This is a genomic window from uncultured Azonexus sp., assembly GCF_937982035.1.
Taxonomy (GTDB): Bacteria; Pseudomonadota; Gammaproteobacteria; order Burkholderiales; family Rhodocyclaceae; genus Azonexus.
The window spans coordinates 1-12,788 of sequence record NZ_CALJNI010000022.1 but is presented as its reverse complement, the minus strand read 5'-3'; the positions used below and the strand labels follow the sequence as shown (position 1 = coordinate 12,788).

Here is a 12,788-nt window from a genome sequence, read left to right as displayed (position 1 = left end):
TGCGGGTTACTTCGAATAAAGTTCGATGACCAGACCTTCGTTCAGGGTAGCCGGCAGCTCGGAGCGCTGCGGCATGGCCTTGAACGTGCCCTTGCCTTCCTTGACATCGACCGAGATCCATTCCGGGAAGCCACGGGCTTCGGCAGCTTCGAGAGCGGCCTTGCAACGCAGCGACGCGCGGGAGCGATCGGTCAACTGGACGACATCACCCGGCTTGACCAGGTAGGACGGAATATTCACGCGCTTGCCGTTGACCAGGACGCCGTTGTGACGGACGATCTGGCGCGATTCGGTACGCGAGGCACCGAAACCCATGCGGTAGGCGACGGAATCCAGACGGGCTTCCAGCAGCTGCAGCAGGTTTTCGCCGGTCTGGCCCTTGCGGCGCTCAGCTTCGGCGAAGGTGCGACGGAACTGGCCTTCAAGCACGCCATAGACGCGACGGATCTTCTGCTTGGCACGCAGGTGGACGCCGTAGTCGGAGAGACGGGCGCCAGACTTCTGGCCATGCTGACCCGGCGCATACGAGCGACGCTCGATGGCACACTTGTCGGTAAAACACTTTTCGCCCTTCAGGAACAGCTTTTCGCCTTCGCGGCGGCACTGACGGCATTTCGGATCGAGATTACGAGCCACTTGTCTTTCTCCTTAGATGCGGCGCTTCTTGGGCGGACGGCAGCCGTTATGCGGGATCGGCGTGACGTCGGAAATCGCGGTGATCTTCATGCCCAGGGCGTTCAGCGCACGGACAGAAGATTCGCGGCCGGGGCCGGGGCCCTTGATGCGCACTTCCAGATTCTTGACGCCACATTCCTGGGCTGCCTTGCCGGCAGCTTCGGCGGCGACCTGAGCAGCGAACGGGGTGGACTTGCGCGAACCGCGGAAGCCGGCACCGCCGGAAGTTGCCCACGACAGCGCGTTGCCCTGGCGATCGGTAATGGTGATGATGGTGTTGTTGAACGACGCGTGAATGTGGGCGATGCCCTCGGCGACGTTCTTCTTGACCTTCTTGCGAACTTTGGTAGCAGTCTTAGCCATGTTCTATCCCTATTACTTCTTGCCAGCGATGGCCTTGCGCGGACCCTTGCGGGTACGGGCGTTGGTCTTGGTGCGCTGACCGCGGCAGGGCAGGCCCTTGCGGTGACGCAGACCACGGTAGCAACCGAGGTCCATCAGGCGCTTGATGTTCATCGTGACTTCGCGACGCAGATCACCTTCAACGGTGAACTTCGCCACTTCATCACGCAGACGGTCCATATCCGTATCGGAAATGTCCTTCATTTTGGTGGTACGACCAACACCGGCCGCGTCACAGATTTGCTGTGCGCGGGTACGGCCGATGCCGTAGATCGCCGTCAGGGCGATGCAGGCATGCTGATGGTTCGGAATGTTTACCCCTGCAATACGGGCCATCGATTCACTCCAATATTTCTAAAATTAACGAATGCCGACTTCGTCAGGAATTAACCCTGGCGCTGTTTGTGACGCGGATCCTTGCAAATGATGCGCACGACACCCTTGCGACGGATCACCTTGCAATTGCGGCAAACGCGCTTCACTGAAGGTTGCACTTTCATGTTTCACTCCTCGTCTGCGAGAGCTTGGAAGCAGCCGTGATTCCTTGCCCTGCGGTTTATTGCGTAGAGAACTTTTACTTTGCCCGGAAAACGATCCGGGCCTTGCTTAAATCGTACGGGGTCAATTGCACCGTGACCTTGTCGCCGGGAAGGATGCGAATGTAGTGCATGCGCATTTTTCCGGAGATGAAGCCAAGCACAACGTGCCCGTTTTCCAACTTGACCTTGAAAGTTGCATTGGGGAGGTTTTCGATGACCTCGCCCTGCATCTCGATATAGTCTTCTTTTGCCATCGCGCTTACTTGATCATCGGTGATCCCTTGAAGTTTGCCTTCTTCAAGAGACTTTCATATTGCTGGGACATGACGTAGGCCTGAACCTGGGACATGAAATCCATGGTAACGACAACAATGATCAGCAGCGAGGTACCGCCGAAGTAGAACGGCACGTTCCACTTGAGAATCAGGAACTCCGGCAGCAGACACACCAGCGTGATGTAGGCAGCACCGATCAGCGTCAGGCGCATCAGGATCTTGTCGATGTAGCGCGCGGTCTGTTCGCCCGGGCGGATGCCCGGCACGAAGGCGCCGCTCTTCTTCAGGTTGTCGGCGGTTTCCTTGGAATTGAACACCAGGGCCGTGTAGAAGAAGCAGAAGAAAATGATCGCTGCCGCGTACAGCATGACGTAGATCGGCTGACCGGGCGACAGCACGGCCGCCATGTCCTTCAGCCAGGTCATCGACTCACCCGAGCCGAACCAGCCGGCCAGCGTTGCCGGGAACAGGATGATCGACGAAGCGAAAATCGGCGGGATGACGCCCGACATGTTCAGCTTGAGCGGCAGGTGCGAGCTCTGACCGCCGTAAATCTTGTTGCCCACCTGACGCTTGGCGTAATTGACCAGGATCTTGCGCTGCCCCCGTTCGACGAAGACGACGAAGGCGGTGACCACGACGACCAGGATACAGATCACGATGGCGGTCAGCGGATGCATGGCACCGGTGCGGACCAGCTCGAGCAGGCCACCGATGGCGCTGGGCAGGCCGGCGGCAATACCCGCGAAGATGATCATCGAGATGCCATTGCCGATGCCACGTTCGGTAATCTGCTCGCCGAGCCACATCAGGAACATCGTGCCGGTCAGCAGCGTCGACACCGTGGTCAGACGGAACATGAAACCGGGATCGTTGACCAGACCGGGCTGGGCTTCGAGCGCAACGGCAATGCCGATACCCTGGAACAGGGCCAGGACGACGGTGCCGTAGCGGGTGTATTGGGTAATCTTGCGCCGACCGGCCTCACCCTCTTTTTTGAGGGCTTCGAGCTGCGGGCTGGCGACACTCATCAACTGCATGATGATCGATGCCGAAATGTACGGCATGATCCCCAGCGCGAAGATGGTGAAACGCGACAGGGCACCACCCGAGAACATGTTGAACATGCCCAGGATGCCGCCCTGTTGGGAATTGAACAGATCGGCCAGAACGTTGGGGTCGATACCGGGAACCGGAATATGCGCGCCGATGCGATACACCACCAGTGCACCAAGCAGGAACCAGAGACGACGCTTGAGGTCGCCAAACTTTCCGCCCTTGCCTACGGTATTCGGATTTGCTGCCAACGTTCTGCCCTTTCCGTGTCTTACTCGCCGACCGAGCCGCCAGCGGCTTCGATCGCTGCCTTGGCGCCCTTGGTGGCGCCAATGCCCTTGAGGACGACCTTGCGGGTGATCTCACCCGACAGGATCACCTTGGCGGACAGGGCGTCATTCGGAACGACACCGGCAACCTGCAGAACCAGCAGATCGATTTCCTCGACCGGCAGGGCTTGCAGTTCACCGAGGCGAACTTCGTAATTGCGGGCACGCGTCAGCGAGTTGAAACCGCGCTTCGGCAGACGGCGTTGCAGGGGCATTTGACCGCCCTCGAAACCGACCTTGTGGAAACCGCCGGAACGGGACTTCTGACCCTTGTGACCACGGCCACAGGTCTTGCCGAGGCCCGAACCGATGCCGCGACCGACGCGCTTGGCGGCCTTCTTGGAGCCTTCAGCCGGCTTGATGGTATTCAGACGCATGGTTTAGCCCTCAACCTTGACGAGATACTGAACCTTCTGGATCATGCCGCGCACAGCCGGCGTATCCAGCAGCTCGGCAGAGCTGTTCAGCTTGCGCAGGCCCAGACCGCGCACGGTGGCGCGATGGTCCTGCTTGGTGCCGATGATGCTCTTGACGAGCGTCACTTTGATTTTCTTGTCGGACATGACTTACCCCAGGATCTGTTCAACCGACTTGCCGCGCTTGGCAGCAATCTCGGCCGGCGTATTCACCTTCATCAGACCGTCGATGGTGGCACGCACGATGTTGTAGGGATTGGTGGAGCCGTGAGCCTTGGCGACGACGTTGGTGACGCCGACGACTTCGAAGACGGCGCGCATAGCACCGCCGGCGATGATGCCCGTACCTTCCGGTGCCGGCTGGATCATCACGGTGGTGGCACCATGGCGACCCATCACGGTGTGATGGACGGTACCGTTCTTCAGGCTGACCTTGGCCATCTTGCGACGCGCCTCTTCCATTGCCTTCTGTGCGGCGACCGGGACTTCGCGGGACTTGCCCTTGCCCATGCCGATGCCGCCGTCGCCGTCGCCGACGACCGTAAGTGCTGCGAAACCGAGGATGCGACCGCCCTTCACCACCTTGGTGACGCGGTTGACCGCAACCATCTTCTCGCGCATGCCGTCATCACGCTCTTCAGCTTGCTGCGGCTTCTTGTTTCTTTCAGGTTTAGCCATTTTGTAACCTATTCCTTTCGCAGCGATCAGAACTTCAGGCCGGCTTCACGCGCGGCTTCAGCCAACGCCTGAACACGACCGTGGTACTGGAGGCCGGAGCGATCGAAAGCCACTTGCTCAACACCGGCGGCCTTGGCGCGCTCGGCGATCAGCTTGCCGACAACGGCAGCGGCGGCCTTGTTGCCACCATTCGCGACATCGCCGCGAACGTTCTTGTCCAGCGTGGAAGCCGAAGCCAGGACCTTGCCGCCGCACGGCGAGATGACCTGGGCGTAAATGTGGCAGTTCGTACGATTGATACACAAACGTACAGCCTTGAGCTCGGCGATCTTGGCCCGGGTTTTGCGGGCGCGACGCAGACGTGCTTCTTTCTTGTTAAACATATGCCACCCTTACTTCTTCTTGGTTTCCTTGATAACCACCACTTCGTCGGCATAGCGAACGCCCTTGCCCTTGTAGGGCTCCGGCTTGCGATATGCGCGAATTTCGGCGGCAACCTGACCGACCTGCTGCTTGTCCGAACCCTTGATCAGGATTTCGGTCTGCGTCGGACACTCAACCTTCACACCAGCGGGCATCTTGTGTGCAACCGGATGCGAGAAACCCAGCGACAGGTTCAGCACATCACCCTGGGCCTGGGCACGATAGCCCACGCCGACGAGTTGCAGCTTGCGTTCGAAGCCCTTGGAAACCCCGGTCACCATGTTGTTGATGTTGGCACGCATGGTGCCCCACATGGCGGAGCCGTTCTCGGCGCCGGCCACCTTGGCAACGACGACGCTTTGACCTTCCTGGCTCACCTGGACAGCGGGATTCGCTGCCGTCTTCAAGGTACCCAGCGGGCCCTTGACGACGATCTGCTCACCGACGGTGATTTCCACACCGGCCGGAAGAACAATTGGATTCTTACCTACACGAGACATTTGCTTCGCTCCTTATGCCACGATGCAGAGGACTTCGCCCCCGACACGGGAAGCGCGCGCCTTGCGGTCGGTCATCACACCCTTGGGGGTGGAAACGATAGCCACACCCAGACCGTTCATGACGCGCGGAATGTCCTCGGCGCCCTTGTAGATGCGCAGACCAGGCTTGGACACACGCTCGATGCGCTCGATGACCGGACGACCGGCGTAGTACTTCAGCGCAATTTCAAGGTTGGCCTTGCCATCGTCGGACTGACGAACGGCAAATTCTTCGACGTAACCTTCGTCCTTGAGCACGGCAGCGATAGCCACCTTGAGCTTGGACGACGGCATGGACACAGACGCCTTTTCGGCGAGCTGGGCGTTGCGGATGCGGGTCAGCATGTCCGCGATCGGATCGCTCATAGCCATTTCTGTATCTCCTATTACCAGCTGGCCTTGACAACGCCCGGGATCTCGCCATTGAAGGCAAGTTCGCGGACCTTGTGACGGCACAGACCGAATTTACGGAACACGCCACGCGGACGACCGGTCAGCTGGCAGCGATTGCGCAGACGGGACGGGCTGGCGTTGCGGGGCAGGGCCTGCAGCTTCAGACGAGCTTCATAACGCTCCTCGTCAGACAGGCTCACGTTGTTGATGATCGCCTCAAGGGCAGCACGCTTCTTCGCATACTGCGCCACCATCTTGCGGCGCTTCTCTTCACGGTTGATCAGAGCAAGTTTTGCCATGATTGCCTCAATTCTTGAACGGGAACTTGAACGCGGCGAGCAGGGCCTTGGCCTCTGCATCGGTCTTCGCGGTCGTCGTGATGCTGATGTTCATACCACGGAGCGCATCGATCTTGTCGTATTCGATTTCCGGGAAAATGATCTGCTCTTTGACACCCATGTTGTAGTTGCCCTGGCCGTCGAAACCCTTGCCGGCAACACCACGGAAGTCACGAACGCGCGGCAGCGCGATGGTGACCAGGCGGTCGAAGAATTCGTACATGCGCGGACCGCGCAGGGTAACCATGCAGCCGATCGGGTAGCCGTCACGAATCTTGAAACCGGCGATCGAGGTACGAGCCTTGGTGGTAACCGGCTTCTGACCAGCAATCTTCTGCATGTCGCCGACGGCGTTCTCGAGAACCTTCTTGTCGGCAACCGCCTCACCCACACCCATGTTCAGGGTGATCTTGGTGATACGCGGCACTTCCATCACGGACTTGTAACCAAACTGCTTGGTCAGCTCACCGACGACGGTTTCCTTGTAAAACTGTTGCAAACGCGCCATGACTACCCCTTATGCGTTCACCAGTTCGCCGTTCGACTTGAACACGCGAACCTTGCGACCATCTTCAAGCGCCTTGATGCCAACGCGGTCGGCCTTCTTGGTCGCCGGATTGAACAGCGCAACATTGGAGATATGGATCGGCATGTCCTTGTCGACGATGCCACCCTGAACACCCTTGATCGGGTTCGGCTTGACGTGCTTCTTGGCGCGATTGACACCCTCGACCAGCACGTGGTCGGCATCGACACGAGCCAGCACGGTGCCGCGCTTACCCTTGTCCTTGCCGGTGATGACGACGACTTCGTCGCCCTTGCGAATCTTTTCCATTGCCCTCTCCTTACAGCACTTCAGGCGCCAGGGACACGATCTTCATGAAACGCTCGGTACGCAGTTCGCGGGTCACCGGGCCAAAGATGCGCGTGCCGATCGGCTCGAGCTTGTTGTTGAGAAGAACCGCGGCATTGCCATCAAAGCGCACCAGCGAGCCATCGGGACGACGAACACCCTTGGCGGTACGAACCACCACGGCATTGTAAACGTCACCCTTCTTGACCCGACCACGCGGGGCAGCATCCTTGATGCTGACCTTGATGATGTCGCCAATACCGGCGTAACGGCGCTTGGAGCCGCCAAGCACCTTGATACACATAACTGAACGGGCGCCGGTGTTATCGGCGACGTCCAGCGTCGTCTGCATCTGAATCATTTAAATAAACTCCAACTTAATCCGCTGCGCGGTCAGTCTTGGAACCCGTACGGGTCGAACAAATTTACGGCACGAAGGCGTGCTCGCAAAAAAGAAGCCGGATTATACCGGCTTCTTTACTGAATGCGCAAGTACCTGAAAAAAATTACATCAAACGATGATGGCTTTTTCCAGAACGCTGGTTACGGCCCAGGCCTTGGTCTTCGAAACCGGACGGGTTTCGACGATTTCGACCAGGTCGCCCGCCTTGGCAATGCTGCCTTCGTCGTGCGCCGCATACTTCTTGGAACGGACGATGACCTTGCCGTACATCGGGTGCTTGACCTTCCGTTCGACCAGGACGGTAACCGTCTTTTCCATCTTGTCGCTGACGACACGGCCGATCAGCGTACGCTTGATGCTGGTGGTTTCGCTCATTGCTGCACCGCCTTTTCACGGATGAGGGTACGCACGCGAGCGATGTCGCGACGAACCTTGGACATTTGGCTGGTGTTGGACAGCTGCTGCGTGGCGATCTGCATGCGCAGACCGAATTGTGCCTTCAGCAGTTCCAGCAATTCCGTCTTGAGCTCGTCCACGCTCTTGGTTCTCAGTTCACTAGCTTTCATGATTACCCCAGATGACGAGTCACGAAGGTGGTGGCGATCGGCAGCTTGGCAGCGGCAAGGGCAAACGCCTCGCGGGCCAGCGCTTCATTGACACCGTCCATTTCGTACAGGACCTTGCCCGGCTGGATTTCGGCAACCCAGTACTCCGGGTTACCCTTACCGTTACCCATACGAACTTCCGCCGGCTTCTTGGAAATCGGCTTGTCCGGGAAGATACGGATCCAGATGCGACCGCCCCGCTTGATATGGCGGGTCATCGCACGACGAGCGGCTTCGATTTGTCGCGCGGTCAGACGACCACGACCGGTCGCCTTGAGGCCCCACTCACCGAACGACACCTTGGTGCCGCGGGTGGCCAGACCTTCATTGCGTCCCTTGTGCTCCTTGCGGAACTTGCGACGATTAGGTTGCAACATGATTAAGCACCTGCCTTTCTGACGCGCTTGGCCGGCTCGCCAGCACCGTCGGCCTTCTTGACCGTACGGGTGCGGGGCTTGTCGCCCTCAGGCTTGCCCGGTGCACGACGCGGACGACGCTCTTCAGCAGTCGGCTCTTCAGCCACCGGCTGCTCGTTACGATCGAGCATGTCGCCCTTGTAAACCCAGACCTTGATACCGATGATGCCGTACGTGGTCAGCGCTTCCGAGGTTGCGTAGTCGATGTCGGCGCGCAGGGTGTGCAGGGGCACACGACCTTCGCGATACCACTCGCTACGGGCGATTTCGGCACCGTTCAGACGACCGGCGCTCATCACCTTGATGCCCTGGGCACCGAGGCGCATGGCGTTCTGCATCGCACGCTTCATGGCGCGACGGAACATGATGCGCTTTTCGAGCTGCTGGGCGATCGAGTCGGCGATCAGCTGGGCATCGATTTCCGGCTTGCGGATTTCTTCGATCGACACATGGACGGGAACGCCCATGATGCGCTGAAGATCCGTACGCAGGGTTTCGATGTCCTCGCCCTTCTTGCCGATGACCACGCCCGGACGGGCGGAGTAAACGGTGACGCGGGCGTTCTTCGCCGGACGCTCGATGGTGACGCGACCCACGGAGGCATGCGCCAGCTTACGCTTCAGGTACTCACGAACCTTGACGTCTTCCTGCAGCATACCGGGGAAGTCCTTGCTGTTGGCGAACCAACGCGAACTCCAGTTCTTGGTGACGGCCAGACGGAAGCCAGTCGGATGAATTTTCTGTCCCATGGCTCTTCCTTAGTTACCAACGGTCAGATAGATGTGGCAGGTCGGCTTGCTGATCCGATTGCCACGACCCTTGGCGCGCGCGGTGAAGCGCTTGAGCACCATGCCTTTTTCGACGTAGATGGTCTTCACCGTCAGTTCGTCGATATCGGCACCATCGTTATGTTCGGCGTTGGCGATGGCCGACTCCAGAACCTTCTTGATGATACCGGCGCCCTTGGTCGGGCTGAAAGCCAGGATGTTGAGAGCCTGACCAACCGGCTTGCCACGCACCAGATCCGCAACCAGGCGGCCCTTTTGCGCGGAGAGGCGTACGCCCCGCAAACTTGCACGAGTTTCCATGTCAGCTCCTTACTTCTTGGCCTTCTTGCCGGCGGTGTGACCCTTGAACGTCCGGGTCAGCGAGAACTCGCCGAGCTTGTGACCGACCATATTCTCGGTGACGAACACCGGGATATGCTGCTTGCCATTGTGGACCGCAATCGTCAGGCCGATGAACTCGGGGAGGATCGTCGAACGACGCGACCAGGTCTTGATCGGGCGCTTGTCGTTGGTGGCGCGGACTGCTTCGACCTTGTCGATCAGGTGCGCATCAACAAACGGGCCCTTTTTGAGAGAACGTCCCATTTCCTACCCCTTAACGCTTATGACGGCGCTGAACGATCATGCTGTTCGTGCGCTTGTTGCTGCGGGTACGGTAACCCTTGGTCGGTTGACCCCACGGGTTAACCGGCACGCGGCCTTCACCGGTCTTGCCTTCACCACCACCGTGCGGGTGATCGATCGGGTTCATCGCGGTACCACGGACGGTCGGACGAATACCACGCCAACGCTGAGCACCGGCCTTGCCGATCTTGCGCAGGTTGTTTTCTTCGTTGCCGACTTCACCGATGGTGGCACGGCATTCGACGTGAACGCGGCGCACTTCACCGGAGCGGAGGCGGATCTGGGCGTAGGTGCCTTCACGGGCCAGCAACTGGACCGAGGTACCAGCCGAACGGGCGATTTGCGCACCCTTGCCCGGCAGCATCTCGACGCAGCAGATGGTCGTACCGACCGGAATGTTCCGGATCGGCAGGGCATTCCCGGACTTGATCGGGGCTTCGGAGCCGCTCATGATCTGCTGACCGACCACCATGCCCTTGTTGGCGATGATGTAACGGCGCTCGCCGTCGGCGTAGCAAACCAGGGCGATGTTGGCGGTACGGTTCGGATCGTATTCCAGACGCTCGACCTTGGCCGGGATGCCGTCCTTGGTGCGCTTGAAATCGATGACACGGTAAGCCTGCTTGTGACCGCCACCCTGGTGACGCACGGTGATGCGACCATTGTTGTTGCGGCCGGCGTTCTTCGACTGGCTTTCGACCAGACCGGCAAACGGCTTGCCCTTGTGCAGATTGGCATTGACGACCTGAACCACGGCACGACGGCCGGGGGAAGTCGGCTTGACTTTAACGAGAGCCATCAGGCGTTACCCCCTTCAACGAAGTTGATTTCCTGGCCGGCCTTGAGGCAGACATAGGCCTTCTTCCAACCCTTGCGGCGACCGGTCGCGCCCTTGAAGCGCTTGACCTTGCCCTTGACGTTGGCGACCTGGACAGACTCAACTTCAACCTTGAACAGAAGCTCGACTGCAGCCTTGATCTCCGGCTTGGTTGCATCGGTGGCAACGCGGAAGATCACCTGCTCGTTCTTCTCGGCAACGTAGGTTGCCTTTTCGGAGATTTGCGGTGCCAGCAGCACCTGCATCAGACGTTCCTGGTTCATCCCCACATCTCCTCGAACTTGGCCACGGCGTTCTTGGTGACCAGCACCTTGGCGAAGCGGACCAGCGAAACCGGATCGGCTTCATGGGCTTCGAGCACCAGAACGTTGGGCAGGTTGCGCGACGACAGATACAGGTTCTCGTTCAGTTCGTCGGTGATGACCAGCAGGTTGCCGTCCAGACCCATGTTCTTCAGCTTGGCCGAGAACAGCTTGGTCTTCGGTGCGTCGACCGCGAGATCGTCAATCACGACCAGGCGATCCTGACGGGCCAACTCGGAGAGGATCGCAGCCATACCGGCGCGGAACATCTTCTTGTTAACCTTCTGGGAGTAATTTTGGTCCGGGGAGTTCGGGAAAATCCGACCGCCTCCGCGCCACAGCGGCGAACCATTGGAACCGGAACGGGCACGACCGGTACCCTTCTGGCGCCACGGCTTGGTGGTGGTGTGACGGACTTCGGAGCGATCCTTCTGCTTGCTGTCGCCCGAACGTGCGTTGGCCTGGTAGGCCACGACGATCTGGTGCACCAGCGCTTCGTTGAATTCGCGACCGAACAGCACGTCGGAAGCTTGCAGCTTCGCTGCTTCCTGACCTTGTTCGTTGATAACCTTCAGTTCCATGTCGCCCCCTTAAGCCTTGACTGCCGGACGCACGACGACGTCGGAACCCTTGGCACCCGGAACAGCACCCTTGACCAGAATCAGCTGACGTTCGGCATCAACGCGAACGATCGTCAGACCCTGCATCGTGGACTGCACATCACCCAGGTGACCCGCCATGCGCTTACCCGGGAAAACACGACCCGGATCCTGCGCCATACCGATCGAACCCGGCGCGTTGTGCGACACCGAGTTACCGTGGGAGGCACGGTTGGAACTGAAGTTGTGGCGCTTGATGCCACCCTGGAAACCCTTACCGATCGAGGTACCGGTGACGTCCACCTTCTGCCCTTCGGCGAAGATGGTAACGGCAACCTGGTCACCCGCCTTGAAAGAGGCGAGCTGCTCGGCATCGATACGGAATTCCTTGAGCACATGCCCGGCTTCCACGCCTGCCTTGGCCAGATGGCCAGCCAGGGGCTTGGAAACGCGCGAGGCACGGCGCTGGCCGAAAGAGACCTGAACGGCTGCATAGCCGTCGTTCTCCGGCGTTTTGACTTGGGTCACGCGGTTATTGGACACGTCAAGCACAGTCACCGGGATGGACGCGCCATCCTCAGCAAAAATGCGAGTCATGCCAACCTTGCGACCAACAAGGCCTAGACTCATGGTTATTCTCCTCATCGCCGGCTGCGATTGGCCGGTCGATGTAAAACAACAAATGGGCAGCCGTTGCCGGCCACCCCCGAAAACCGCGGATTATAACCGCGGAACTACTATTACTGCAACTTGATTTCGACGTCGACGCCAGCCGGAAGGTCCAGCTTCATCAGCGCATCAACGGTCTTGTCGGTCGGATCGACGATATCCATCAGACGCAGGTGCGTGCGGATTTCGAGCTGATCACGGGAAGCCTTGTTGACGTGCGGCGAACGCAGGATGTCGAAACGCTGCTTGCGGGTCGGCAGCGGCACGGGACCACGAACGACGGCGCCGGTGCGCTTGGCGGTCTCGACGATTTCCTGGGCGGATTGATCGATCAGGCGATAGTCGAAGGCCTTCAGGCGGATACGGATTTTCTGGCTTTGCATTTTCTTGGCTTCCAAAAGAACGATGGGGTGACGGGCCTGCCACCCCGGGTTTTCAAAAGAGCGATTACTCGATGATCTTGGCGACGACGCCGGCGCCAACGGTGCGACCGCCTTCGCGGATGGCGAAGCGCAGACCTTCTTCCATGGCGATCGGGGCAATCAGCTTGACCGTCATCTGGATGTTGTCACCCGGCATGACCATCTCAACGCCTTCCGGCAGCGAGATCGCGCCGGTCACGTCGGTC

General features: G+C 59.4%; 27 protein-coding genes and 1 pseudogene. All 28 read right to left on the bottom strand.

What is annotated here, in order from left to right; all coding sequences use genetic code 11:
* Window positions 1-6: 6 nt before the first annotated feature.
* Window positions 7-636 (bottom strand): 30S ribosomal protein S4, encoded by a 630-nt coding sequence (gene rpsD, locus Q0799_RS14410; RefSeq protein WP_298399574.1) that lies wholly within the window; start codon window positions 634-636, stop codon window positions 7-9.
* Between the two features lie 12 nt (window positions 637-648).
* On the bottom strand, window positions 649-1,038 hold the full coding sequence (rpsK, locus tag Q0799_RS14405; RefSeq protein WP_298399572.1) for a 30S ribosomal protein S11: 390 nt from the start codon (window positions 1,036-1,038) through the stop codon (window positions 649-651).
* A gap of 12 nt (window positions 1,039-1,050) precedes the next feature.
* Window positions 1,051-1,413: a 30S ribosomal protein S13 gene (rpsM, locus tag Q0799_RS14400; protein WP_028994207.1), complete on the bottom strand. Its 363-nt coding sequence runs from the start codon at window positions 1,411-1,413 to the stop codon at window positions 1,051-1,053.
* Window positions 1,414-1,463: 50 nt separating this feature from the next.
* Complete coding sequence (gene rpmJ / locus Q0799_RS14395; RefSeq protein WP_121458103.1) at window positions 1,464-1,577, bottom strand: 50S ribosomal protein L36; 114 nt, start codon at window positions 1,575-1,577, stop codon at window positions 1,464-1,466.
* A gap of 74 nt (window positions 1,578-1,651) precedes the next feature.
* Window positions 1,652-1,870, bottom strand: coding sequence for a translation initiation factor IF-1 (gene infA, locus Q0799_RS14390; protein ID WP_028994205.1), 219 nt, complete (start codon window positions 1,868-1,870; stop codon window positions 1,652-1,654).
* Window positions 1,871-1,875: 5 nt separating this feature from the next.
* Window positions 1,876-3,198 (bottom strand): preprotein translocase subunit SecY, encoded by a 1,323-nt coding sequence (secY, locus tag Q0799_RS14385; RefSeq protein ID WP_298399568.1) that lies wholly within the window; start codon window positions 3,196-3,198, stop codon window positions 1,876-1,878.
* Between the two features lie 20 nt (window positions 3,199-3,218).
* On the bottom strand, window positions 3,219-3,653 hold the full coding sequence (rplO, locus tag Q0799_RS14380; protein WP_028994203.1) for a 50S ribosomal protein L15: 435 nt from the start codon (window positions 3,651-3,653) through the stop codon (window positions 3,219-3,221).
* A 3-nt stretch (window positions 3,654-3,656) separates the two neighbouring features.
* Window positions 3,657-3,839: a 50S ribosomal protein L30 gene (rpmD, locus tag Q0799_RS14375; protein ID WP_028994202.1), complete on the bottom strand. Its 183-nt coding sequence runs from the start codon at window positions 3,837-3,839 to the stop codon at window positions 3,657-3,659.
* Window positions 3,840-3,842: 3 nt separating this feature from the next.
* On the bottom strand, window positions 3,843-4,370 hold the full coding sequence (gene rpsE / locus Q0799_RS14370; protein WP_028994201.1) for a 30S ribosomal protein S5: 528 nt from the start codon (window positions 4,368-4,370) through the stop codon (window positions 3,843-3,845).
* Between the two features lie 26 nt (window positions 4,371-4,396).
* Window positions 4,397-4,753 carry a 50S ribosomal protein L18 gene (gene rplR, locus Q0799_RS14365; protein ID WP_028994200.1) on the bottom strand — a complete coding sequence of 119 codons (357 nt, stop codon included), beginning with the start codon at window positions 4,751-4,753 and terminating at the stop codon, window positions 4,397-4,399.
* A 9-nt stretch (window positions 4,754-4,762) separates the two neighbouring features.
* Window positions 4,763-5,293: a 50S ribosomal protein L6 gene (rplF, locus tag Q0799_RS14360; protein ID WP_298399564.1), complete on the bottom strand. Its 531-nt coding sequence runs from the start codon at window positions 5,291-5,293 to the stop codon at window positions 4,763-4,765.
* A gap of 12 nt (window positions 5,294-5,305) precedes the next feature.
* Complete coding sequence (gene rpsH / locus Q0799_RS14355) at window positions 5,306-5,704, bottom strand: 30S ribosomal protein S8 (protein ID WP_281983464.1); 399 nt, start codon at window positions 5,702-5,704, stop codon at window positions 5,306-5,308.
* A gap of 14 nt (window positions 5,705-5,718) precedes the next feature.
* Complete coding sequence (gene rpsN, locus Q0799_RS14350; protein ID WP_298399560.1) at window positions 5,719-6,024, bottom strand: 30S ribosomal protein S14; 306 nt, start codon at window positions 6,022-6,024, stop codon at window positions 5,719-5,721.
* A gap of 7 nt (window positions 6,025-6,031) precedes the next feature.
* On the bottom strand, window positions 6,032-6,571 hold the full coding sequence (gene rplE / locus Q0799_RS14345) for a 50S ribosomal protein L5 (protein ID WP_298399558.1): 540 nt from the start codon (window positions 6,569-6,571) through the stop codon (window positions 6,032-6,034).
* Between the two features lie 9 nt (window positions 6,572-6,580).
* On the bottom strand, window positions 6,581-6,898 hold the full coding sequence (gene rplX, locus Q0799_RS14340; RefSeq protein WP_298399555.1) for a 50S ribosomal protein L24: 318 nt from the start codon (window positions 6,896-6,898) through the stop codon (window positions 6,581-6,583).
* Between the two features lie 10 nt (window positions 6,899-6,908).
* On the bottom strand, window positions 6,909-7,277 hold the full coding sequence (gene rplN / locus Q0799_RS14335; protein ID WP_028994194.1) for a 50S ribosomal protein L14: 369 nt from the start codon (window positions 7,275-7,277) through the stop codon (window positions 6,909-6,911).
* A gap of 150 nt (window positions 7,278-7,427) precedes the next feature.
* A complete protein-coding gene (gene rpsQ, locus Q0799_RS14330) occupies window positions 7,428-7,694 on the bottom strand; it encodes a 30S ribosomal protein S17 (protein ID WP_028994193.1) in 267 nt (88 codons plus the stop codon).
* Window positions 7,691-7,885 (bottom strand): 50S ribosomal protein L29, encoded by a 195-nt coding sequence (gene rpmC, locus Q0799_RS14325; RefSeq protein ID WP_028994192.1) that lies wholly within the window; start codon window positions 7,883-7,885, stop codon window positions 7,691-7,693. Before rpmC ends, rpsQ begins: the two co-directional genes overlap by 4 nt.
* A gap of 2 nt (window positions 7,886-7,887) precedes the next feature.
* Entirely contained in the window at window positions 7,888-8,301 is a 414-nt protein-coding gene (gene rplP, locus Q0799_RS14320) for a 50S ribosomal protein L16 (RefSeq protein WP_028994191.1), read from the bottom strand.
* 2 nt (window positions 8,302-8,303) lie between these two features.
* A complete protein-coding gene (gene rpsC, locus Q0799_RS14315) occupies window positions 8,304-9,089 on the bottom strand; it encodes a 30S ribosomal protein S3 (protein ID WP_298399548.1) in 786 nt (261 codons plus the stop codon).
* Between the two features lie 9 nt (window positions 9,090-9,098).
* Window positions 9,099-9,428, bottom strand: coding sequence for a 50S ribosomal protein L22 (gene rplV / locus Q0799_RS14310; protein ID WP_028994189.1), 330 nt, complete (start codon window positions 9,426-9,428; stop codon window positions 9,099-9,101).
* A 9-nt stretch (window positions 9,429-9,437) separates the two neighbouring features.
* Window positions 9,438-9,713, bottom strand: coding sequence for a 30S ribosomal protein S19 (rpsS, locus tag Q0799_RS14305; protein ID WP_028994188.1), 276 nt, complete (start codon window positions 9,711-9,713; stop codon window positions 9,438-9,440).
* Between the two features lie 10 nt (window positions 9,714-9,723).
* Window positions 9,724-10,551, bottom strand: a complete 828-nt coding sequence (gene rplB / locus Q0799_RS14300; protein WP_298399545.1) for a 50S ribosomal protein L2 — start codon at window positions 10,549-10,551, stop codon at window positions 9,724-9,726.
* Window positions 10,551-10,853, bottom strand: a complete 303-nt coding sequence (gene rplW, locus Q0799_RS14295) for a 50S ribosomal protein L23 (protein ID WP_028994186.1) — start codon at window positions 10,851-10,853, stop codon at window positions 10,551-10,553. The genes rplB and rplW overlap by 1 nt, the downstream gene beginning before the upstream one ends.
* Window positions 10,850-11,473 carry a 50S ribosomal protein L4 gene (rplD, locus tag Q0799_RS14290; RefSeq protein ID WP_298399543.1) on the bottom strand — a complete coding sequence of 208 codons (624 nt, stop codon included), beginning with the start codon at window positions 11,471-11,473 and terminating at the stop codon, window positions 10,850-10,852. Before rplD ends, rplW begins: the two co-directional genes overlap by 4 nt.
* 9 nt (window positions 11,474-11,482) lie before the next feature.
* Complete coding sequence (gene rplC, locus Q0799_RS14285) at window positions 11,483-12,121, bottom strand: 50S ribosomal protein L3 (protein WP_298399541.1); 639 nt, start codon at window positions 12,119-12,121, stop codon at window positions 11,483-11,485.
* A gap of 110 nt (window positions 12,122-12,231) precedes the next feature.
* Window positions 12,232-12,543 (bottom strand): 30S ribosomal protein S10, encoded by a 312-nt coding sequence (rpsJ, locus tag Q0799_RS14280; RefSeq protein ID WP_028994183.1) that lies wholly within the window; start codon window positions 12,541-12,543, stop codon window positions 12,232-12,234.
* A gap of 64 nt (window positions 12,544-12,607) precedes the next feature.
* A pseudogene (tuf, locus tag Q0799_RS14275) lies at window positions 12,608-12,788 on the bottom strand (elongation factor Tu); the annotation flags it as partial.